The organism is Mycobacterium sp. NGS19, from assembly GCF_059813155.1.
In genome coordinates, this window is sequence record NZ_JCALEB010000003.1 from 330,290 (window position 1) to 348,665 (window position 18,376).

Consider the following 18,376-nt stretch of genomic DNA (forward strand, 5'->3'; position numbering starts at 1 on the left):
TCGCCGGCGCGAGGAGCAAGTGTGACCGAGCCGGAAGGGTTTGAGCCAGAGGCGCACTGGCGCACGGCCGGCGATCGGATTCAGAATTTGCTCGAGGCCAGCGCAGCCGCGGGCCCGGTGGCGCAGCAGCGTGCCGAGCAACTGGTCCGTGAGGTCACCGATCTCTACGGCGCCGGTCTGGAAAGGGTGATGCGGCTCGTCGTGTCCGCGAATCCCGAACTGGCAGAAGCCTTCGCAGCGGACCCACTGATTGCCAGCCTGCTTCTGGTGCACAACCTTCACCCGCATCCGGTCCAGCGGCGGGTGGCTGATGCCCTCGACAGCGTGAGGCCGTATCTGGGCAGTCACGGTGGCGACGTGGATCTGATCGAGGTCACGGGTCAGGTCGTGCGGCTGCAGTTCACCGGCAGCTGCCGCACCTGTCCGTCCTCCTCGGTGACCCTGGAGCTGGCGGTCGAGGAGGCGATTCGCGCTGCCGCTCCCGAGATCGAGTCGATCGAAGTCGTCGCGGCCGAACCCAAACCGCCGCAGCCGATTCCCGCCGACTCTCTGATGAGCCGTGTCCACACCAAACCCGTCTGGCATCGGGTGCCCGACGTCGCCACGCTGGCCCCGGGTGAGGTGGGCGGCTTCCGGGTCGACGGCGCAGTGGTGCTGGCGTGCCGCGTCGACGACACCCTGTTCGCCTACCGCGACCGCTGCGGATGCTGTGGCGAATCGCTGGCCGGCGCGGCGCTGCACCGGGTGATGGGTTCGACGGCACCGGTGCTGCGATGTCCGCGCTGTCACGCTCACTTCGACGTGGTTCACGCCGGGCGCTGTGTCGACGGGAACGGCCACGCTGATGCGCACCTCGAGCCGATTCCGTTGCTGCAACGCGATGGTGTGCTGTCGATGGCTTTGCAGGGCGGCTCGTGATGGACGGCGCGTACGACGTGCTGGCCCGTATCCGGGCAAGCCGCGGGTCGACCCAACCGGCCGGCGAGCGGTGCGAGATGTGCGCCGATCCGATCGCCGACGAACACCAGCACGTCGTCAACGTCGAAGGCCGGCAACTGATGTGCGTGTGCCGCGGATGCTATCTGCTGTTCACCGACACCAACGCCGACCTGCGTTACCGGGCGATTCCGGACCGAGTTCTGAGCTTCGGCGATTTCGGCATCGATCGCCGGCAGTGGGATGCGTTGCAGATCCCGGTCGGTCTGGCATTCTTCTTCCGCAACTCGGCGCTCGGCCGTGTCGTCGCGTTCTATCCCGGACCGGCCGGTGCGACGGAATCAGAGTTGGACCTGGGCGCCTGGAGCGCCATTCGCGACGCGGACCCGCGCGTGGACATGCTCGCCGACGACACCGAGGCGCTGATCGTTCGGGTGCCCAGCGACGAAACCTGTTCGCCGGATTGCTATCTGGTGCCGATCGACGTCTGCTACGAGTTCGTCGGCCGGATGCGGATGCTGTGGCACGGGTTCGACGGCGGCCGAGAAGTCCGCGATTACATCACCGGGTTCTTCGACGAACTCGCCGCCCGAAGCAAGGTGGTATCGCGGTGACAGACCTGACGTTCCGCGTTGTCGACGTGTCGCCGCAGCCGTACGCGGTGACACCGGTGCTGGCGGCGCGCGTCGCGGTTACCGCAGTCGGCGACGACCCCGTGCATGCGATCGCGCTGCGCTGCCAGGTGCGGATCGACCCGTTGCGGCGCCGGTACTCCGACGAAGAAGCGGCCGGGCTGCTGGATTTGTTCGGGCCGCGGGAGCGGTGGAGCTCCACCCAGCGAACGTTCGTGTGGCTGCACTGCGCCGTGATGGTGCCGGGCTTCACCGGCACCACCCAGGTCGACCTGCCGCTGCAATGCACCTACGACTTCGAGGTCGCCGCGGCGAAGTACATGCATGCGTTGCGTGACGGCACCATTGCGCTCCAGTTCCTGTTCAGCGGAACAGTGTTCACCCAGGGCGCGCGCGGCTTCGCGGTGCGGCAGGTGCCGTGGGACAAAGAGGACCGATACGACTTGCCGGTGGCGGCGTGGCGCACGCTGATGGACCAGCACTACCCGAACACCGGATGGCTGCGCCTGAACCGCGCCACGCTGGCGGCGTTGTCCGCGTACAAGACCGAACGGGGTCTGCTGGGCTACGACGACGCCGTCAGTGCGCTTCTGGACGCGGCGTGTCAGAAGGAGCTGCGATGAGCGGCGGCTGGGACCACGTTCGCGCCGTCGCCGACGCGGTGCTCTACGAGGGTTATCTGTTGTACCCGTACCGGGCCGGCTCATCTAAGAACCAGTCACGCTGGCAATTCGGCGTGCTGGGACCGCCTGGCGCCGAACAGAAAGGCATCGGCGAGAACGACACGATGTCGGCCCAGGTGCTCGTCGACGGTGACACCGCCGAGTTGACGGTGGTGGTCCGGTTCCTCCAGTTGCAGCGGCGCACCGCGCAGCAGAACAGTCCTGCCGGTGGTTTCGAGCCCGTCGACCAGCTGACCGCTGGCGGCCGGACGTGGCTCACGTGGGACGAGGCGGTGGAACGGGAGCTGGAGTTCGGACCGTTCACTGTCGCGAATCTCGAAGAAAAGCAACGGATTCCGATAGCCGTAGCCGGCGGCACCGACGTCGAACGCATCGACGGTGGCCGCCTGGTCCGTAGCCGCAGAAAGCTTGCCGGTGAACTCGCACTGGCTGCCGACCGGGACGACGGACTCATTCGGGTCAGCCTGGTCGTGCGTAACACCGGTGCTGAGCCGGCCGACAAAGACGAGGCCATCGCCGCCTCGTTCATCGGCACGCACCTCGTAGCAGAGGTGACCAACGGCGCCTTCGTGTCGCTGCTCGACCCGCCGTCGACCGCTGCCGAGGCCGCGACGCGATGTCATCAGCACCGCTGCTTCCCGGTGCTCGCCGGTCCGCCCGGCGCAAATGATCTGACGCTGGTTTCGCCGATCATCCTGTACGACCACCCGCAGATCGCCGAGCAGAGCGAAGGCGCGCTCTACGACTCCACCGAGATCGACGAAATCCTCACGTTGCGCGTGATGACCATGACCGACGAGGAGAAGGCGCAGGCCCGGGCGACCGATCCGCTTGCCGCCCAGATCATCGACCGATGTGACTCGATGTCGCCAGAAGCGATGCTCAATCTGCATGGCGTTCTGCGTGATCCGCACGCCGCGGATGGCCGGCCGCCCCTGATCCCCGAGATTCCCGACGGCGTGGACTGGTGGGATCCGGTGGCCGACACCGCGGTTCAGCCGAAGATCGACGCGGTGTTGGTCGACGGGGTCCGGGTGGCCGCCGGCTCTCGGGTGCGTCTGCACCCGTCACGGCGCGCCGACGCTCAGGACATCTTCTTCAGCGGAAAGACCGCACGCGTCACCTCGGTCCACGAGGACGTGGACGGCAACCAGCACGTCGCGGTCGTGGTCGACGACGACCCGGCTGCCGATTTGCACGAGTGGTACGGCCGCTACCTGTACTTCGCCCCGGATGAAGTCGAGCCGCTCGAAAGGAGTTCGAAATGGATGTAGTGGGTTGGGTGGCGATCGGCGTCGTCGCCGCCGTGATCGTCGCGGGCGTCGTGGTCGGCGTGACGTCCATACCGGATGCGCGGCGCTACATGAAGATTCGCCGGATGTAGGACGGGAGTGACATCACGTCCCGGATTCTGGTAGCAGGCATCGGCAACATCTTCCTCGGCGACGACGGGTTCGGCCCCGAGGTGGTGCGGCGCGGGCGGGAACGCATCGCCGCCACCGGCGCGCGGGTAATCGACTACGGCATCGGCGGCATGCACCTGGCCTACGACCTGCTCGAGGACTGGGACGGCCTGGTCCTCGTCGACGCAGTGCCCAACCAAGGTTCACCGGGCACCGTACACCTCTTCGAGGTGGACCATGAATCTGCTTGCAGCGCACCAGTTCTGGACGCCCACAGCATGCACCCCGGCGCGGTGTTCGCAAGCGTGGCCGCACTGGGCGGCAAGCCGCCCTACACCGTGGTGGTGGGCTGCGAGGTCGAGACCGTCGACGAAGGCATCGGGTTGTCCGATTCGGTGCGCAGGGCCGTGAACGGCGCCGTCGACGACGTGCTGCAGGTGGTCTCGGCGATGGCGGCGCGGGTCTGCGCGGGAGGCGATTGAGATGTGCCTGGGAATTCCGGGTCAGGTGGTCGGTCTGCTGGAGGGATACGGCGGCCAGCTCGCGCTCGTCGACGTCGCCGGGGAGCAACGCAAGGTCAACATCGGCATGCTGCCCGAGGAGACATTCGAGCCGGGCGACTGGGTGATCATCCACATGGGCTTCGCCGTCGAAAAGACCGACCGCGCAGGAGCTGACGCCGCGATGACACGCCTGAAGCTGATGGGCCGCGATCCGGAGGCAGCGCCGTGACCGACCGGCGCCGACTGCGGGTCAGCGTGCGCGGGGTGGTGCAAGGCGTGGGCTTCCGGCCATTCGTCTACACCACTGCGGCAGCGTTCGGCCTGTCCGGGTGCGTGCGCAACGACAGCTCTGGCGCGCTGATCGAAGTGGAAGGCGACACCGCCGGTCTCGAGCAGTTCTTGTCCCGGCTGCGCGACTCGCCGCCACCGTTGGCGCTCATCGAATCCATTGAGATGGAGGAGGTTTCGCCTGTTGGCGGCACCGGCTTCGCGATTGCCGACACCTCCCGGTCGAACAGTGGCCGCACGCTGGTCTCCCCCGACGTCGCGATGTGTGCGGACTGCGCGGCAGAATTACGTGACCCGACCAACCGCCGGTACCGGCATCCGTTCGTCAACTGCACCAACTGCGGGCCGCGGTTCACGATCATCGGCGGGCTCCCCTACGACCGCGCTACCACGACGATGTCGGCGTTCGACATGTGCGTCGACTGCGCCCGCGAATACGCCGATCCAGCCGACCGCCGCTTCCATGCCCAACCGGTGTGTTGCCCGAAGTGTGGCCCCACCCTGCGCTACGTGAAGCCGGGACGAGACATGCTGTACCGCGACGACGCACTCAGCGCGGCGCGCATGCTGTTGCGTGACGGCGGCGTGCTCGCCGTGAAAGGGGTCGGCGGTTACCACCTCGCCTGTGATGCCCGCGACCAGACCGCGGTGACGGAATTGCGACGCCGGAAGCGCCGCGGCGACAAGCCGTTTGCCGTGATGGTGGCCGACCTGGCCAGTGCGAGGCGCATCGCCCTGGTCGACGAAACGGCTCAGCGCATGCTCACCGGGCCGCAGCGGCCGATCGTGCTGCTCCCTCGCTTGGCTTCGGCGCGGGTAGCCGAATCCGTCGCACCGCGCAACCCCGACCTCGGCGTGATGGTGGCCTATACGCCGCTGCACGCCCTGCTGTTCGGGCTGGACGGCGACCAGCAGGGCCCCGATGTGCTGGTGATGACGTCGGGAAACCTTGGCGGAGAGCCGATTTGCTATCACGACGACGATGCGCTGACCCGGTTGGCGCACCTCGCCGACGGTTGGCTGATGCACGACCGCGCAATCCTGGTTCCGTGTGACGACTCGGTGGTCCGGGTGGTCGACGGATCGGAGCTGCCGATCCGGCGCTCACGCGGTTACGCCCCTCTGCCGGTCGCGTTGCCGCTGCCCGTACCTCCGACACTGGCGGTCGGCTCGGACTTGAAGAACACGATGGCTGTGGCCGACGGTCGCTACGCCTGGCTGAGTCAGCACATCGGCGACATGGACGACCTGGCCACCCTGTCGGCGTTCGACGACGCGCAGCAGCACCTGCGCGCGCTCACCGGCGTGCAGCCGCAACTGCTGGTGGCTGACGCACATCCGCTGTACCGGTCGACGGGCTGGGCGCACTGTAACGCCGACGGGCGGCCGGTGCGCACCGTGCAACACCATCACGCCCACATCGCAGCCGTGATGGCCGAGCACGGGTGCGACGGTTCCGAGCAGGTGCTCGGGTTCGCGTTCGACGGCACGGGTTACGGCTGCGACGAAGCGGTGTGGGGCGGCGAGCTCATGCTCGCGAACTACAAGGGATACGAGCGCTTGGCGCACCTGAAATATGTACCGCTGGCCGGCGGCGACACCAGCGTGCTGCGCCCGTACCGGATGGCACTGGCCCACCTGTGGGCGGCCGGCATCGACTGGGATCCCGACCTGCCGCCGGTCGCGGCGTGTCCACCCGAGGAACGAAAGGTGTTGGCACACCAGTTCGCCACCGGCCGGGGCTGCGTGCCGACGTCGAGCATGGGGCGGCTCTTCGATGCGGTGTCGGCGCTGACCGGGGTGCGCCAGGTGGTCGCCTATGAGGCGCAAGCAGCCATCGAGCTGGAAGGACTTGCGCGCGGCGCCGCATGTGGCGCAACGGTGTACACGTTCGGCATCGAGCGCCGCGCCCCGGTCGATCTGATCGACCCCGCTCCCGTGCTGGCAGCGGCGGTCGGCGACTGGCGCGCTGGTGTGAGCGCAGCCGTGATCGGTGCCCGGTTCCACCACGCGGTCGCCCACCTGATCGTCGAATTGGCGGCTCGGCATGCCGAGGCGTCGCAAACGATCGCCCTGTCGGGTGGGGTGTTCCAGAATGCGCTGCTGCTGCACTCGACGCTGCAGTGCTTGCGACACAGAGGTTTTCGGGTGATCAGCCACCGGCGGGTGCCGCCGAACGACGGTGGGCTTGCGTTGGGCCAGCTCTTGGTGGGGAATTCGGCATGAGCACGGTGACTCGAGGGCAGGAATTGTTCGGCCAGTACGCCTATCCGCCGAACGAGCTCGGCTATTGCGGGCCCGCCGGGACCGGCGATGTGGGCGAACTCGCTGTACATGCGCGCGAATTCGACGGCGCCTGGCCCTACCTGACCGCGATCGCCGACGCCGTCGGCGGCACCGAGGCACTGCATGAAGACGTCGTTCGAAGCTACTGGACGGGCGGCCGTGCGTTGGACAAGGTGGACCCCGGCGATCTGCTCCGCCGTCTCAGAACGGCATTCCAGGGGCAGGTGACCGGTCTGCTCGACTCGATCCAGCCGTGCGCTGAGGTGCTGGCGCACCACAGTTTTCACGTCTTCGTCGTCTACCCGTGGGTGCGCTTCCTGGATCGCGGCCCAGATACCGCGCTGACAGTCCTGCAGGACTGCCGGATCCGCTGGGGCACGGTCCAGTCGGTGTCCGATGACCATGTGACGATCGCGTCGCAGCCACTGCAGCTCACTGCGGGCCGGCTGTCTCTCGGCGAAGCCCGCACCGAAGACGTGCGGTGGAAGAAGGGCGACCTGCGGCTGGCGCCGATGCCCGCGCCTGGCGACGTCGTGTCGGCGCACTGGAACTGGATGTGCGCAGCCCTGAGCGACGACGAAGCCGCCGCGCTCGCGGCCGCCACCCAAGCCACCCTGGATCTGGTCAACAATGCCCGCGCCGAACGCCTGCCGGTCGCAGCGAAACAAGAGCAGACTGGTGGGCAGCGCAGGCCCGCGCACCCGAGAGGCCCACGATGACAACCACTGCGCAACTGGGCGGCTCGTACGTCGACGCCGAACTCTCCGCCGACTTGGCCGCTGCGGCATTGGATCTGGCCCGCCGATTCCACGACGGCGCCACCCTGTGGGTGATCTCGCCTGAGTGGGAGCCGCACGCCCATCACGTCGCCGTCGAGTTCGTCCACCCGGTGATCATGGGTAAGCGGGCATTGCCGTCGGTCGCCCTCGTCGACCCCGATCCGGTGGCGCAGGCGCGGGTGGCCAGCCAGCCCGGCGATCTGTTGATCGCGATTGCGGCGGCCGATCAGCCCGCCGTCCTCGACGCCATGCGGCGCGCGCAGGCGTGGGGCGTTTTGACGCTGTGGATCGGGTCCGGACCGCGACCACCCGCCGGGGCGGCCAACCACATCCTGTGGATCGACTCCGACGACCCGATGGTCCCGGCGACCGGAACGTTTGTGCTGCTGTATCACTTGTTGTGGGAGCTCACCCACGTCTGCTTCGAGCATCCGGGCCTGCTGAAAACCGCCCGCACCGACGAAGTCTGCGTGACATGCGGCGACGAGGGCCGGATCGCCGAAATTCTTCTGGCACCAACAGACGACACCGGTCAGGCGCTGGTGCGCACGGCCTCCGGCGAGGAGTGGGTGGACGTCACGATCCTCGGTGACGTCGCCACCAATGACCTCGTGTTGGTGCACGCAGGAGCCGCAATCGCCCGTCTTGGCGATGAGCGCTCGAGCGAAGATCAGACAACAGGCCGCGAGGTGACCAGATGACCGAAAGCACCGGATTTCTCTACCCATTCATCGAGTCGGAGGAGACCGACGCCAAGAGCCTGCTCGACGACCTCGCTGACTCGGCACGCGGTAAGGCCGCGGAAAGTGCTCGGCTGCAACGGGAATCGCTCGACGAGTATGGCGACGCGCTGGCGGCCGCCGGAGCGCAGATGGCCGAACGCTTCCGTCGCGGCGGACGGCTCTACACATTCGGCAACGGCGGCAGCTCCACCGATGCGGCGACGCTGGCGTCACTGTTCAGCCGTCCCGCGCGGGGCCGCCCGGTCGCCGCGTGGTCATTGGCCGCCGACGAGGCCGTGGTGACCGCACTCGGCAACGACGTCGGATTCGAGCTGATCTTCAAGCGCCAGATCATCGCCCATGCCCGCGATAAAGACGTGGCGATCGCGTTGTCGACGTCCGGCAACTCCGAGGATCTGATGACGGCGATCACGGAGGCCGACCAGCGTGGACTGTTGACGATCGGGTTCTCCGGCCACGACGGCGGCCGGATGGCCGTAGCCGACGACCTCGACTTCTGTTTCACGGTGCATTCGCAGAGCATCCATCGCATCCAGGAAAGCCATGCGATGCTCGGGTATCGGCTCTGGTCGGTGGCACAGGACCGAATGGCTCAGCCCCGCAACGGAGTTCACCCGTGACCACCAACGCGATGAGCGCCGCCGAGCGCGAAGACCGGGTGCTGGAACGCATCGACAAGTTCCGGCAGCGCCGTCCGCGCCTGCTCGACGACGTGGTGACACTCGCGCATGGCGCGGGTGGCAAGTCGTCGGCCGCACTCGTCGACGCAGTGTTCGTCGAGGCGTTCCGCAACGCCGAACTCGAGCAACTCGGCGACGCCGCGCTGCTGCGCACTGCGTCCGGCGAGCGGCTGGCCTTCTCTACCGACTCGTATGTCGTTGCGCCACGGCGCTTTCCGGGCGGTTCCATCGGACATGTCGCCGTGCACGGCACCATCAACGATCTGGCCGTGACGGGTGCCCGGCCGCAATGGCTGTCGGCGGCCTTCGTGATCGAGGAAGGCTTTCCCATCAGCGAGCTACGCGAGATTGTCGCGGACATGAGCGAATCGGCGGCCCGATCCGGTGTCCACATCGTCACTGGCGACACCAAGGTGGTGGGTAAGGGCGCTGCCGATGGGCTCTACATCTGCACCGCCGGCGTCGGCCTGATCCCGGACGGCCGGCACCTGGGACGCGAGCGTGTGCGGCCCGGCGACAAGGTGGTGTTGTCGGGCACCATCGGCGAACACGGCATGGCGGTGATGCTCGCTCGCGGTGACCTGGCCATCGACGCCGACATCGCGTCCGACACCGCACCGGTGCACGAGCTGGTGGAGCTTCTGCTCGAGGCGGCCCCGCGCACCCGGTGGATGCGCGACGCCACCCGCGGCGGCGTCGGCACCGTCTGCAACGAGCTTGTCAAGGACTCGCCGTTCGCGCTGATCCTCGACGAGGCGAGCCTTCCGGTGCAGCCGCAAGTCCTCGGTGCTTGCGACATGCTCGGTATCGACCCGCTGTATGTGGCCAACGAGGGCAAGTTCGTCGCTGTCGTGCCTGCCGAGGAGGCGGACGTGGCGATCACCGCGCTGCGTTCCCACCCGCAGGGCGCCGATGCGGCGGTGGTCGGCGAGATCGTGGCCGAACCTCACGGCATCGTGGCGCTGCGAACGTCGTTGGGCGGCAGCCGAATCGTCGACATGCTCGTCGGTGATCCGTTGCCGCGAATCTGTTGAGATTGAGGAGTTTTCACGATGTGTCTGGGGATACCCGGTCAGGTGGTCGACATCGTCGACGCCGAACAGTCGCTGGCGAAGGTGGACGTCAACGGCGTGCGGCGCAATATCAGTGTGCGGCTGCTCACCGACGACAACCTGCAGGTCGGTGACTGGGTGCTGGTGCACGTGGGGTTCGCGATGGCCAAGATCGACGAACGCGAAGCCGAGATCACGCTGAATCAGCTCAAGCACATGGGCGCCGACTACGACAACGAGATCCAAGCCTTCAATTCATCCGAAATCGCTTGAGGGAGCTGGGCAATGAGATTCGTCGACGAGTTCCGCGATCCGGCAGCAGCTCGCGCCCTGGTCAAGTCGATCACCGAGCTCGCCGGTGGCGACCACTTCAAGTTCATGGAGGTGTGCGGCGGCCACACGCACACCATCTACCGTCACGGGATCGAGCATCTGCTGCCGGAATCGGTTGAGCTGGTGCATGGTCCGGGTTGCCCGGTGTGTGTGATCCCGATGGGCCGGGTGGACGACGCGATGTGGCTTGCCGAGCAACCCGGAATCATCTTCACCACATTCGGCGACATGATGCGCGTCCCGGGCTCCAGAGGCAACCTGATCGAGGCGAAGGCGCGCGGCGCGGATGTGCGGTTCGTGTACTCCCCGCTCGACGCGTTGAAGGTGGCGCTGGACAATCCCGACCGCCACGTCGTGTTCTTCGCCGTCGGATTCGAAACCACGGCCCCGTCTACAGCTGTGACCCTGGTGCGGGCCCGGTCGCTCGATGTCCGGAACTTCTCGGTGTTCTGCAACCATGTCACGATCGTGCCGCCGATCAAGGCGATCCTGGAGTCGCCTGATCTGCGGCTGTCCGGTTTCTTGGGTCCGGGCCATGTCTCGACGGTGGTGGGGTTGCGGCCGTACCGGTTCGTGCCGGACGTGTACGGGAAACCCATGGTGGTGGCCGGTTTTGAGCCGCTGGACATTCTGGCGTCGGTGCACATGCTGCTGCGCCAGATTCGCGACGGGCGGTGCGAGGTCGAGAACCAGTACACCCGCGTGGTGCGGCCGGAGGGCAACACCCAGGCGTTGAAGCTGATGGCCCAGACATTCGAGCTGCGGCCTCACTTCGAATGGCGCGGACTGGGATTCATTTCGCAGAGCGCGCTCAAGGTCCACCGCGACTATGCCGATTTCGACGCCGAGCTGGCTTTCGACATGCCGGGTGTGCGGGTCGCCGATCCGAAGGCATGCCAGTGCGGGGAGGTGCTCAAGGGCGTGATCAAGCCGTGGGAATGCAAGGTGTTCGGCACCGCGTGTACCCCGGAGACGCCGATCGGCACGTGCATGGTGTCACCGGAGGGCGCCTGCGCGGCGTACTACAACTTCGGTCGGCTGCACCGCGAGACGGCTCAACTGCTGGGCCAGCGCTGAGCGCGACCGCGCCATGACCCAGCGCTTGCGCGCGGTCACGGGCGCGACGATGCTGCCCGCATGGTGCACGAGGATCCGGTGGCTGTGCTGCAGCGCTGGGCGGACGCCGGTGCGGTGTGGCGGGTGATCGAGCACCGCAGAGGTGAGGTCACGGTGGGATTGTTCCAATGCGACGGCGGTGAGGAGGTGGACCGCATCAGGTCGACGGATCCACGGCTGTTGCGCTTCCTGGAAAACCGCAGCAGCAGCGAGGATTGATCTGCGGTCACATCAGCCGCGCGGAGCGCGCGAGGTTGACGATTCCGGTGCGTGAACTCAATTGGCTGACGATGTCCTCGAGGCGGCTCAGCGGCAGGTCGATCTGCCATTCCGGAAGCAAGCCGTACAGCAGCACGAAGCCAGGTCGCACGTCGACTTTGGTGATCAGCAGCCCGTTGGGCAGATCGGGCAGTTCGACGGGATAGATGGGCAGCCGCCCGGGCAAGCCCATCCGACGCCCGCCGACCACCAATGCCTGCGGCTGCAGCCACAGCGCGGTGCCGACGATGCGGATGTCCACTTCGAGGTGACCCCAACCGGGCCGGCGGGTCCAGCACAGCCGCACCACCCCGTCGTCGCCGACCTGGGCGGTGAACTGCGGGGTCGCCTGCGCGACAAGCTCCTCGAGCACTTCGGCGGGCAGTTTCAGGGCCAGCTCCACGGGTGCCGCCACGATCTCCGACGTCGCGCCCGGCCGGAAGTGGACGTTGCCCAGCACGGCCATTGCCTGGTCGAACCGGTACTCCCGCCAAGCCACGTCTTCGGCGACCACCAGCACGTCGCCGATCTGGCCGACCGCCAGGCCGCGCGCCTCGAGCCGGAAGTCGAATTCGGTGACGGTCAGCGTGAGGTCGTCGCCGTCGACACGCACAGTGAGATCACGGCCGACCACCAGCCTGCGCAGGGTCTGAAACAACGTGCGGTAGGCGATCGCCGCACCAGTCGAGATGGTGGGCACCGCAGCTGAAGACCAGAGCGTCGCCAACCGCTCGCGGGAACGGAACGGATCCCAGTCGGGCAGCGGGTTGAATCGCGGCACCCGACCAGCATCCCCTATGCCCACCGCGCACGTCGTCCAGGATCGCAACGGGGACGGCGGATGAGAGGCTAGACCGCATGCTGCTCGCCGACGTCGCGACCGCATCGGCCGACGTCGGTGCACAGTCGTCGCGGCTGGCGAAGATCGCACGCCTCGCCGAGTTGTTGGCCACCGCAGCGGCCGACGGCAACGCGCGCCAGGTCGCCGTGGTGGTGTCGTGGCTGTCAGGTGAACTCCCGCAACGACATATCGGCGTCGGGTGGGCGGCCCTGCGCTCGCTTCCGCCGCCGGCCGACGAGCCGACCCTCACCGTCGCCGAGGTGGACGCGGCGTTCACCGCGATCGGTGCGCTCTCAGGCACCGGGTCACAAAAACAGCGGGCCGCACTCGTCGGACAGCTCTTCTCGGCAGCAACCTCCGCCGAGCAGACCTTCCTGCGCCGCCTCTTGCAGGGAGAGCTGCGGCAGGGCGCACTGGCCGGGGTGATGGCCGACGCGGTCGCGCGGGCCGGCGGCGTTGCCACCACACAGGTGCGGCGGGCGGCGATGCTCGCCGGTGACTTGCCGGCGGTGGCGGCCGCGGCGTTGACCGGTGGAGCAGCGGCTCTCGGCCAGTTCACGCTGCGGGTCGGCCGCCCGGTCGGGCCGATGCTCGCGCAGACGGCCACCGGCGTCGGCGACGCTCTCGAAAAGCTCGGCGGCACAGCGATTTTCGAGGCCAAGTTGGATGGCGCCCGGTTGCAGATCCACCGCGACGGCGACTCCGTCGCCCTGTACACCCGCAGCCTCGACGACGTCACCGCTCGGCTGCCGGAAGTCGTCGACGCCGCGCTCGCGCTGCCGGTGCGGTCGTTGATCGCCGACGGCGAGGCCATCGCGTTGCGGTCCGACGGCCGGCCGCACCGGTTCCAGGTCACCGCTTCACGGTTCGGGCGCGCCGAAGCCGCAGGGGCGCAACGACTTTCGGTGTTCTTCTTCGACGTGTTGCACTGCGACGGCGACGACCTGCTGGACCTTGCGGCCGTCGACCGGCTGGCCGCTCTCGACGCGGTCGTGCCTGCGGCACAACGCGTCGACCGGCTGATCACCGCAGATGCCGACGAGGCGGCCCGGTTTCTGGACGCGATGCTGGCCGCGGGCCACGAAGGCGTGATGGCGAAGTCGCCGACGGCGCCGTACGAGGCGGGGCGGCGTGGCGCGGGCTGGCTCAAGGTCAAGCCGGTGCACACACTCGACTTGGTGGTGCTTGCCGTCGAGTGGGGCTCCGGGCGACGCACCGGCAAGCTCTCCAACATCCACCTCGGTGCCCGGGACCCGGCGACCGGCGGTTTCGTGATGCTGGGCAAGACGTTCAAGGGCATGACGGACGCCATGCTGGACTGGCAGACCCAGCGGTTCCTCGAGCTTGCCGACGGCCCGACCGACGGCTACGTGGTCAGACTTCGGCCCGAGCAGGTCGTCGAGATCGCGTTCGACGGTGTGCAGATCTCCAGCCGCTACCCCGGCGGGGTGGCCCTGCGGTTCGCGCGTGTGCTGCGCTACCGCGACGACAAGAGCCCCGCCGAAGCCGACACCATCGACACCTTGCGGCAGTTCGCCGACCGCTGACCCCGCGACGCGGTAACCAGCGCGGGAAAGTTCGAGAAGGGTCCACGCGGAATACCGTTTCGGCGTGAGAGGCGTGCCAAGATCAGCGCATGGCCTCACCGACCGCCACTTCTCTGGAGCTCACCGAGGAAACCGACGGCGACGTCACCTACATTCGCACCGATCCGCAGCTGCCGCCCGTAGCGGTCGTCGACCGCTCCCCGATCACTACCCGCCACAAGATCGTCTTCGGCGTCATCGCGCTGCTCGGCGCCGTGGCGTGGGCGATCATCGCGTTCGTCCGAGGTGAGGCGGTCAACGCCGTCTGGTTCGTGATCGCCGCCATTTGCACCTATGTCGTCGCATTCCGGTTCTACGCCCGGCTGGTCGAGATGCGGATCGTCCGTCCCCGCGACGAACAGGCCACCCCGGCCGAGGTGTTCGAAAACGCCACCGACTACATGCCCACCGACCGGCGGGTGCTGTTCGGCCACCACTTCGCGGCGATCGCCGGTGCGGGGCCGCTGGTCGGGCCCGTGCTGGCGATGCAGATGGGCTACCTTCCCGGCACGATCTGGATCATCGTGGGCGCAGTGTTCGCCGGCTGCGTCCAGGACTATCTGGTGCTGTGGGTGTCCACCCGGCGCCGCGGCCGGTCACTGGGTCAGATGATCCGCGACGAGGTGGGCGCCATCGGCGGGACGGCCGCGATCTTGGCGGTGATCGCGATCATGATCATTTTGCTGGCAGTGCTGGCGCTGGTGGTGGTCAACGCGCTCGCCCAGAGCCCGTGGGGCGTGTTCTCGATTGCGATGACGATCCCGATCGCGATCTTCATGGGCCTCTATCTGCGGTTCCTGCGTCCCGGCCGGGTCTCCGAGGTCACGTTGATCGGCGTGGTTCTGCTGTTGGTCGCGGTGATCGCCGGCAACTGGGTAGCCGAAACCCGTTGGGGCGCAGACTGGTTCGGCCTGTCGAAGGTCACGTTGAGCTGGTGCATCATCATCTACGGCTTCGCGGCGTCGGTGCTGCCGGTGTGGTTGCTGTTGGCTCCGCGCGACTACCTGTCGACATTCATGAAGGTGGGCACCATCGCGCTGCTGGCGGTGGGGATTCTGATCGCCCGGCCGGTGATCCAGGCGCCGGCGGTCTCCGCGTTCGCGCACAGCGGCACCGGACCGGTGTTCGCCGGCTCGCTGTTTCCGTTTCTGTTCATCACCATCGCCTGCGGTGCGTTGTCGGGTTTTCACGCACTGATCTCCTCGGGCACCACACCGAAGATGCTCGAGAAGCAAGGCCAGATGCGGCTGATCGGCTACGGCGGCATGCTCACCGAATCGTTCGTCGGCGTCATGGCTTTGGTGACCGCAGCGATCTTGAATCAGCATTTGTACTTCGTGCTCAACGCCCCTGAAGGTAAGACCGGCGCGACGGCCGAGTCCGCGGCGGCGTACGTCAACATGCTGCCGCTGGGCGGCGAGCCGATCACTGCCGCACAGATCAAGCAGTCGGCCGCTGCGGTGGGCGAGGCGTCGATCGTCTCTCGCACCGGTGGCGCGCCGACACTGGCCATCGGCATGTCGGACGTGCTGCATCGGGCATTCGGCGGCCCTGCGCTGCAAGCGTTTTGGTATCACTTCGCGATCATGTTCGAGGCGTTGTTCATCCTCACCACGGTCGACGCCGGCACCCGGGTGGCGCGATTCATGCTTTCCGATGCGCTCGGCAACCTGGGCGGCCCGCTGCGCAACTTCCGCAATCCGAGCTGGCGTCCGGGTGCCTGGATGTGCAGCGTGGTCGTGGTCGCATTGTGGGGCAGTGTGCTCTTGATGGGCGTCACCGATCCCCTGGGGGGTATCAACACGCTGTTTCCGCTGTTCGGCATCGCCAACCAGCTGCTGGCCGCGATCGCGCTGACGCTGGTGTCGGTGGTCGTAGTCAAAAAGGGCTATCTGAAATGGCTGTGGATACCGGCAATTCCGCTGCTATGGGATCTGGCGGTGACACTGACCGCATCGTGGCAGAAGATCTTCTCTGCTGATCCCGCCGTCGGCTACTGGGAGCTGCATACACGCTGCCAGCATGCCTTGGACGCCGGGAAGTTGTGCTCGACGGCCAAGAACGCCCACCAGATGCACGCAATCATTCGCAACACGTACATCCAGGGCACGCTGTCGGTCGTGTTCGCGGTGCTCGTCGTCGTCGTCTTCGTCACCGGTGTGGTCATGATCGTGCGGGTGCTTCGCGGAGGGGGAACGCCGCTGACCGAGGATGCGCCGGTGGCGTCACGGCTCTTCGCCCCGTCGGGCCTGATTCCCACCGCAGCAGAACGGGAGGTGCAACGGCAATGGGACGAGCTGGCCAATTCGCCCGCCAAGTCCGCTGGTACGTCGGCACGTTGATGGGCGATACGCACTACGCCCGCTACGTACAGCACCGTCGTCGCAGGCACCCCGGCGAACCGGTGCTCACCGAACGCGAATATTGGAAGGCGCGGCATGCTGCGGCCGACGCTGATCCGGCCGCGCGCTGCTGCTGACCCACTGCGGTGGATCGAGCACGGCAGCTCGCCGGTTACCAAGTCGTGTTCAGGCGGCGACGTGGGTGTCTCTGGTGAGTATCTAGACTTCGGGAACGCGCGGCCGAAACGCCTGGTCGGCTGCACCCTGGTATCCGGCTGGCTGAAAGGCTCGTGTCTTGAGCGTGGACGTGGAGACAGCATCCGCACGGTTTTCGCGGCTGCCAGACGTTCTCCGTCGACGCAGGGAACTCGAATCATCGCTGGACGACGACGCCGCGGCCCGGCAGCGGCGCCTCACACTGATCCGCCGCGCGGCGGTCACCACATGGGCCGTCGTCGTGGTCTACCGCACCTTGACCGCAGGCCTGGCCTTCAACCGTGAACTGATCCTTCTCTACATCGCGACCGGTCTGATCGCGGCCAGCATCGGCCGCCGCAAGATGCTGATGGTGATCCGCGACTGGCTGCCGTTTGCGGTGGTGCTGCTGGTCTATGACGTGAGCCGCGGCGCGGCGAAGCTCGTGGGCACACCGACCCTGTGGCAGTGGCAGGTGGACGCGGACAAGTGGCTGTTCTTCGGCAAAGTGCCCACGGTCTGGTTGCAAGAGCACATCAAGCTGGCGGCGCCGCCGTGGTGGGAGGTGGCCGTCAGCACCGTGTACATGTCGTTTTTCATCCTTCCCTACGTGGTGGCGGGGGTGCTGTGGCTGCGTTCGCGGGAGGACTGGAAGGCGTTCGTGCGCCGTTTCGTCGCGTTGTCGTTCACCGCGCTGGCGATCTACATCGTGTTGCCCGCCGCGCCGCCGTGGGCGGCCGCCCGGTGCACGGCTGCCGATGTGGCGGGCGGCCCGTCGTATCCGACGTGCATGTTCGGCTCTCCCGCCGGCGTGCCCGACGGCGGGCTGCTGGGACCGATGCAGACGACCCAGGCGGGCGCGAATCAGTTCGTCGAGCGGATTTCGACGCGGGGATGGGAGACGCTGCACCTGCACGTCGCCCGCGACCTGGTGAACAGCGGCCAGGTCAGCGTCAACATGGTCGCTGCCATTCCGTCGTTGCACGCCGCGCTTTCGGCGATGATCGCGGCGTTCTTGTGGAATCGGGTGCAACGGCGATGGCGTCCCGTTCTGGCCGCCTATGTGGTGATGATGGCCTTTACGCTGGTGTATTCGGCCGAGCACTACGTCATCGACATTCTGCTCGGGTGGGCGCTGGCCGCCGTGGTGGCGTTGGGCATCGGCCGCTTCGAGTCGCGCCGGTCCGTAGCCGCGGAAATCACCACACTGCCCCACTACGATCAGCGCCATGAGCAAGCCGCTGACTGTCGAGCAGTCTCGTGACATCCCGGTCGACGCACAGCGGGCCTTCGCCGGCACTCTGCCGTTGCCACTGCCGACATTGTTTCAGCGCTGGTACGGGCCGATTCCGCCGATCAGCAAGGTGACCGACCAAACCGGGGGCTGGGACGCGGCCGGTCAGACGCGCACGGTCTGGCTGACCGGGGGCGGCAGCATGCGCGAGGAGCTCACTCACGTCGACCCCCCGCACGCTTTCCGCTACGTGCTCCGCGACATCAAAGGTCCGCTGTCCCCGTTGGTCAGCACGGTGGATGGCGAGTGGCTGTTCACCCCGATCGGCAACGGCACCACCGTGACCTGGCGGTGGACGATCCATCCGCGTTCACGGCTCGGCGCGCCGGCGCTGCCTGTGTTCGGCTGGTTGTGGCGGGGCTTCGCCCGGCAGTCGCTGGCAGAGCTCGACCGTCAGCTGACCCGCGCCGAGCACCGCTGAGCCGC

21 protein-coding genes are annotated in these 18,376 nt (G+C 67.3%); 20 read left to right on the forward strand and 1 reads right to left on the reverse strand.

Annotation, left to right across the window (positions count from 1 at the left end):
• The first annotated feature begins 21 nt into the window (after nucleotides 1-21).
• The 15 genes from AC5Y4N_RS11395 to AC5Y4N_RS11465 are packed head-to-tail and all read left to right on the forward strand — an operon-like array spanning nucleotide 22 to nucleotide 11,653.
• Nucleotides 22-918: a NifU-related iron-sulfur-binding protein gene (locus tag AC5Y4N_RS11395; protein WP_499907934.1), complete on the forward strand. Its 897-nt coding sequence runs from the start codon at nucleotides 22-24 to the stop codon at nucleotides 916-918.
• Complete coding sequence (locus tag AC5Y4N_RS11400; RefSeq protein WP_499907933.1) at nucleotides 918-1,550, forward strand: DUF5947 family protein; 633 nt, start codon at nucleotides 918-920, stop codon at nucleotides 1,548-1,550. The genes AC5Y4N_RS11395 and AC5Y4N_RS11400 overlap by 1 nt, the downstream gene beginning before the upstream one ends.
• Nucleotides 1,547-2,191 (forward strand): DUF6084 family protein, encoded by a 645-nt coding sequence (locus tag AC5Y4N_RS11405; protein ID WP_499907932.1) that lies wholly within the window; start codon nucleotides 1,547-1,549, stop codon nucleotides 2,189-2,191. The genes AC5Y4N_RS11400 and AC5Y4N_RS11405 overlap by 4 nt, the downstream gene beginning before the upstream one ends.
• Nucleotides 2,188-3,525 (forward strand): hypothetical protein, encoded by a 1,338-nt coding sequence (locus tag AC5Y4N_RS11410; RefSeq protein ID WP_499907931.1) that lies wholly within the window; start codon nucleotides 2,188-2,190, stop codon nucleotides 3,523-3,525. Before AC5Y4N_RS11405 ends, AC5Y4N_RS11410 begins: the two co-directional genes overlap by 4 nt.
• Nucleotides 3,516-3,635, forward strand: a complete 120-nt coding sequence (locus AC5Y4N_RS11415) for a DUF6893 family small protein (protein ID WP_499907930.1) — start codon at nucleotides 3,516-3,518, stop codon at nucleotides 3,633-3,635. Before AC5Y4N_RS11410 ends, AC5Y4N_RS11415 begins: the two co-directional genes overlap by 10 nt.
• A gap of 12 nt (nucleotides 3,636-3,647) precedes the next feature.
• The gene (locus AC5Y4N_RS11420; RefSeq protein WP_499908075.1) at nucleotides 3,648-4,136 is read left to right on the forward strand and encodes a hydrogenase maturation protease; all 489 of its coding nucleotides are present in this window, start codon (nucleotides 3,648-3,650) and stop codon (nucleotides 4,134-4,136) included.
• 1 nt (nucleotide 4,137) lies between these two features.
• Nucleotides 4,138-4,386: a HypC/HybG/HupF family hydrogenase formation chaperone gene (locus tag AC5Y4N_RS11425; RefSeq protein WP_499907929.1), complete on the forward strand. Its 249-nt coding sequence runs from the start codon at nucleotides 4,138-4,140 to the stop codon at nucleotides 4,384-4,386.
• Nucleotides 4,383-6,671 (forward strand): carbamoyltransferase HypF, encoded by a 2,289-nt coding sequence (hypF, locus tag AC5Y4N_RS11430; protein ID WP_499907928.1) that lies wholly within the window; start codon nucleotides 4,383-4,385, stop codon nucleotides 6,669-6,671. Before AC5Y4N_RS11425 ends, hypF begins: the two co-directional genes overlap by 4 nt.
• Nucleotides 6,668-7,450, forward strand: coding sequence for a DUF6390 family protein (locus tag AC5Y4N_RS11435; protein ID WP_499907927.1), 783 nt, complete (start codon nucleotides 6,668-6,670; stop codon nucleotides 7,448-7,450). Before hypF ends, AC5Y4N_RS11435 begins: the two co-directional genes overlap by 4 nt.
• Nucleotides 7,447-8,211 carry a hydrogenase assembly protein HupF gene (locus tag AC5Y4N_RS11440; protein WP_499907926.1) on the forward strand — a complete coding sequence of 255 codons (765 nt, stop codon included), beginning with the start codon at nucleotides 7,447-7,449 and terminating at the stop codon, nucleotides 8,209-8,211. Before AC5Y4N_RS11435 ends, AC5Y4N_RS11440 begins: the two co-directional genes overlap by 4 nt.
• The gene (locus AC5Y4N_RS11445) at nucleotides 8,208-8,873 is read left to right on the forward strand and encodes a D-sedoheptulose-7-phosphate isomerase (protein ID WP_499907925.1); all 666 of its coding nucleotides are present in this window, start codon (nucleotides 8,208-8,210) and stop codon (nucleotides 8,871-8,873) included. Before AC5Y4N_RS11440 ends, AC5Y4N_RS11445 begins: the two co-directional genes overlap by 4 nt.
• Before the next feature lie 11 nt (nucleotides 8,874-8,884).
• Nucleotides 8,885-9,967 carry a hydrogenase expression/formation protein HypE gene (gene hypE / locus AC5Y4N_RS11450; protein WP_499908074.1) on the forward strand — a complete coding sequence of 361 codons (1,083 nt, stop codon included), beginning with the start codon at nucleotides 8,885-8,887 and terminating at the stop codon, nucleotides 9,965-9,967.
• Between the two features lie 18 nt (nucleotides 9,968-9,985).
• The gene (locus tag AC5Y4N_RS11455) at nucleotides 9,986-10,258 is read left to right on the forward strand and encodes a HypC/HybG/HupF family hydrogenase formation chaperone (RefSeq protein ID WP_499907924.1); all 273 of its coding nucleotides are present in this window, start codon (nucleotides 9,986-9,988) and stop codon (nucleotides 10,256-10,258) included.
• A gap of 12 nt (nucleotides 10,259-10,270) precedes the next feature.
• Entirely contained in the window at nucleotides 10,271-11,395 is a 1,125-nt protein-coding gene (gene hypD / locus AC5Y4N_RS11460; RefSeq protein ID WP_499907923.1) for a hydrogenase formation protein HypD, read from the forward strand.
• 60 nt (nucleotides 11,396-11,455) lie between these two features.
• A complete protein-coding gene (locus AC5Y4N_RS11465) occupies nucleotides 11,456-11,653 on the forward strand; it encodes a hypothetical protein (protein WP_499907922.1) in 198 nt (65 codons plus the stop codon).
• 7 nt (nucleotides 11,654-11,660) lie between these two features.
• Here the strand turns inward: AC5Y4N_RS11465 and AC5Y4N_RS11470 are convergent, their stop codons facing one another.
• A complete protein-coding gene (locus tag AC5Y4N_RS11470; RefSeq protein ID WP_499907921.1) occupies nucleotides 11,661-12,473 on the reverse strand; it encodes a hypothetical protein in 813 nt (270 codons plus the stop codon).
• Nucleotides 12,474-12,550: 77 nt separating this feature from the next.
• Here AC5Y4N_RS11470 and AC5Y4N_RS11475 point away from each other — a divergent pair, with 77 nt between their 5' ends.
• The 5 genes from AC5Y4N_RS11475 to AC5Y4N_RS11495 all read left to right on the forward strand — a co-directional run bounded on the left by AC5Y4N_RS11475 (nucleotide 12,551) and on the right by AC5Y4N_RS11495 (nucleotide 18,371).
• The gene (locus AC5Y4N_RS11475; RefSeq protein ID WP_499907920.1) at nucleotides 12,551-14,080 is read left to right on the forward strand and encodes an ATP-dependent DNA ligase; all 1,530 of its coding nucleotides are present in this window, start codon (nucleotides 12,551-12,553) and stop codon (nucleotides 14,078-14,080) included.
• 89 nt (nucleotides 14,081-14,169) lie between these two features.
• Entirely contained in the window at nucleotides 14,170-16,461 is a 2,292-nt protein-coding gene (locus tag AC5Y4N_RS11480) for a carbon starvation CstA family protein (protein ID WP_499907919.1), read from the forward strand.
• Nucleotides 16,407-16,598 carry a YbdD/YjiX family protein gene (locus tag AC5Y4N_RS11485; RefSeq protein ID WP_499907918.1) on the forward strand — a complete coding sequence of 64 codons (192 nt, stop codon included), beginning with the start codon at nucleotides 16,407-16,409 and terminating at the stop codon, nucleotides 16,596-16,598. Before AC5Y4N_RS11480 ends, AC5Y4N_RS11485 begins: the two co-directional genes overlap by 55 nt.
• Nucleotides 16,599-16,840: 242 nt before the next feature.
• Nucleotides 16,841-17,920 (forward strand): phosphatase PAP2 family protein, encoded by a 1,080-nt coding sequence (locus AC5Y4N_RS11490; RefSeq protein ID WP_499908073.1) that lies wholly within the window; start codon nucleotides 16,841-16,843, stop codon nucleotides 17,918-17,920.
• The gene (locus AC5Y4N_RS11495; protein ID WP_499907917.1) at nucleotides 17,886-18,371 is read left to right on the forward strand and encodes an SRPBCC family protein; all 486 of its coding nucleotides are present in this window, start codon (nucleotides 17,886-17,888) and stop codon (nucleotides 18,369-18,371) included. Before AC5Y4N_RS11490 ends, AC5Y4N_RS11495 begins: the two co-directional genes overlap by 35 nt.
• Nucleotides 18,372-18,376 lie beyond the last annotated feature (5 nt).

Coding starts and splice junctions, on each gene's coding strand:
- AC5Y4N_RS11445 (WP_499907925.1), top strand. CDS start 8,208: ATGACCGAAAGCACCGGATTTCTCTACCCATTCATCGAGTCGGAGGAG.
- AC5Y4N_RS11465 (WP_499907922.1), top strand. CDS start 11,456: ATGGTGCACGAGGATCCGGTGGCTGTGCTGCAGCGCTGGGCGGACGCC.
- hypE (WP_499908074.1), top strand. CDS start 8,885: ATGAGCGCCGCCGAGCGCGAAGACCGGGTGCTGGAACGCATCGACAAG.
- AC5Y4N_RS11415 (WP_499907930.1), top strand. CDS start 3,516: ATGGATGTAGTGGGTTGGGTGGCGATCGGCGTCGTCGCCGCCGTGATC.
- AC5Y4N_RS11485 (WP_499907918.1), top strand. CDS start 16,407: ATGGGACGAGCTGGCCAATTCGCCCGCCAAGTCCGCTGGTACGTCGGC.
- AC5Y4N_RS11475 (WP_499907920.1), top strand. CDS start 12,551: ATGCTGCTCGCCGACGTCGCGACCGCATCGGCCGACGTCGGTGCACAG.
- AC5Y4N_RS11440 (WP_499907926.1), top strand. CDS start 7,447: ATGACAACCACTGCGCAACTGGGCGGCTCGTACGTCGACGCCGAACTC.
- AC5Y4N_RS11410 (WP_499907931.1), top strand. CDS start 2,188: ATGAGCGGCGGCTGGGACCACGTTCGCGCCGTCGCCGACGCGGTGCTC.
- AC5Y4N_RS11495 (WP_499907917.1), top strand. CDS start 17,886: ATGAGCAAGCCGCTGACTGTCGAGCAGTCTCGTGACATCCCGGTCGAC.
- hypD (WP_499907923.1), top strand. CDS start 10,271: ATGAGATTCGTCGACGAGTTCCGCGATCCGGCAGCAGCTCGCGCCCTG.
- AC5Y4N_RS11400 (WP_499907933.1), top strand. CDS start 918: ATGGACGGCGCGTACGACGTGCTGGCCCGTATCCGGGCAAGCCGCGGG.
- AC5Y4N_RS11425 (WP_499907929.1), top strand. CDS start 4,138: ATGTGCCTGGGAATTCCGGGTCAGGTGGTCGGTCTGCTGGAGGGATAC.
- AC5Y4N_RS11455 (WP_499907924.1), top strand. CDS start 9,986: ATGTGTCTGGGGATACCCGGTCAGGTGGTCGACATCGTCGACGCCGAA.
- AC5Y4N_RS11435 (WP_499907927.1), top strand. CDS start 6,668: ATGAGCACGGTGACTCGAGGGCAGGAATTGTTCGGCCAGTACGCCTAT.
- AC5Y4N_RS11480 (WP_499907919.1), top strand. CDS start 14,170: ATGGCCTCACCGACCGCCACTTCTCTGGAGCTCACCGAGGAAACCGAC.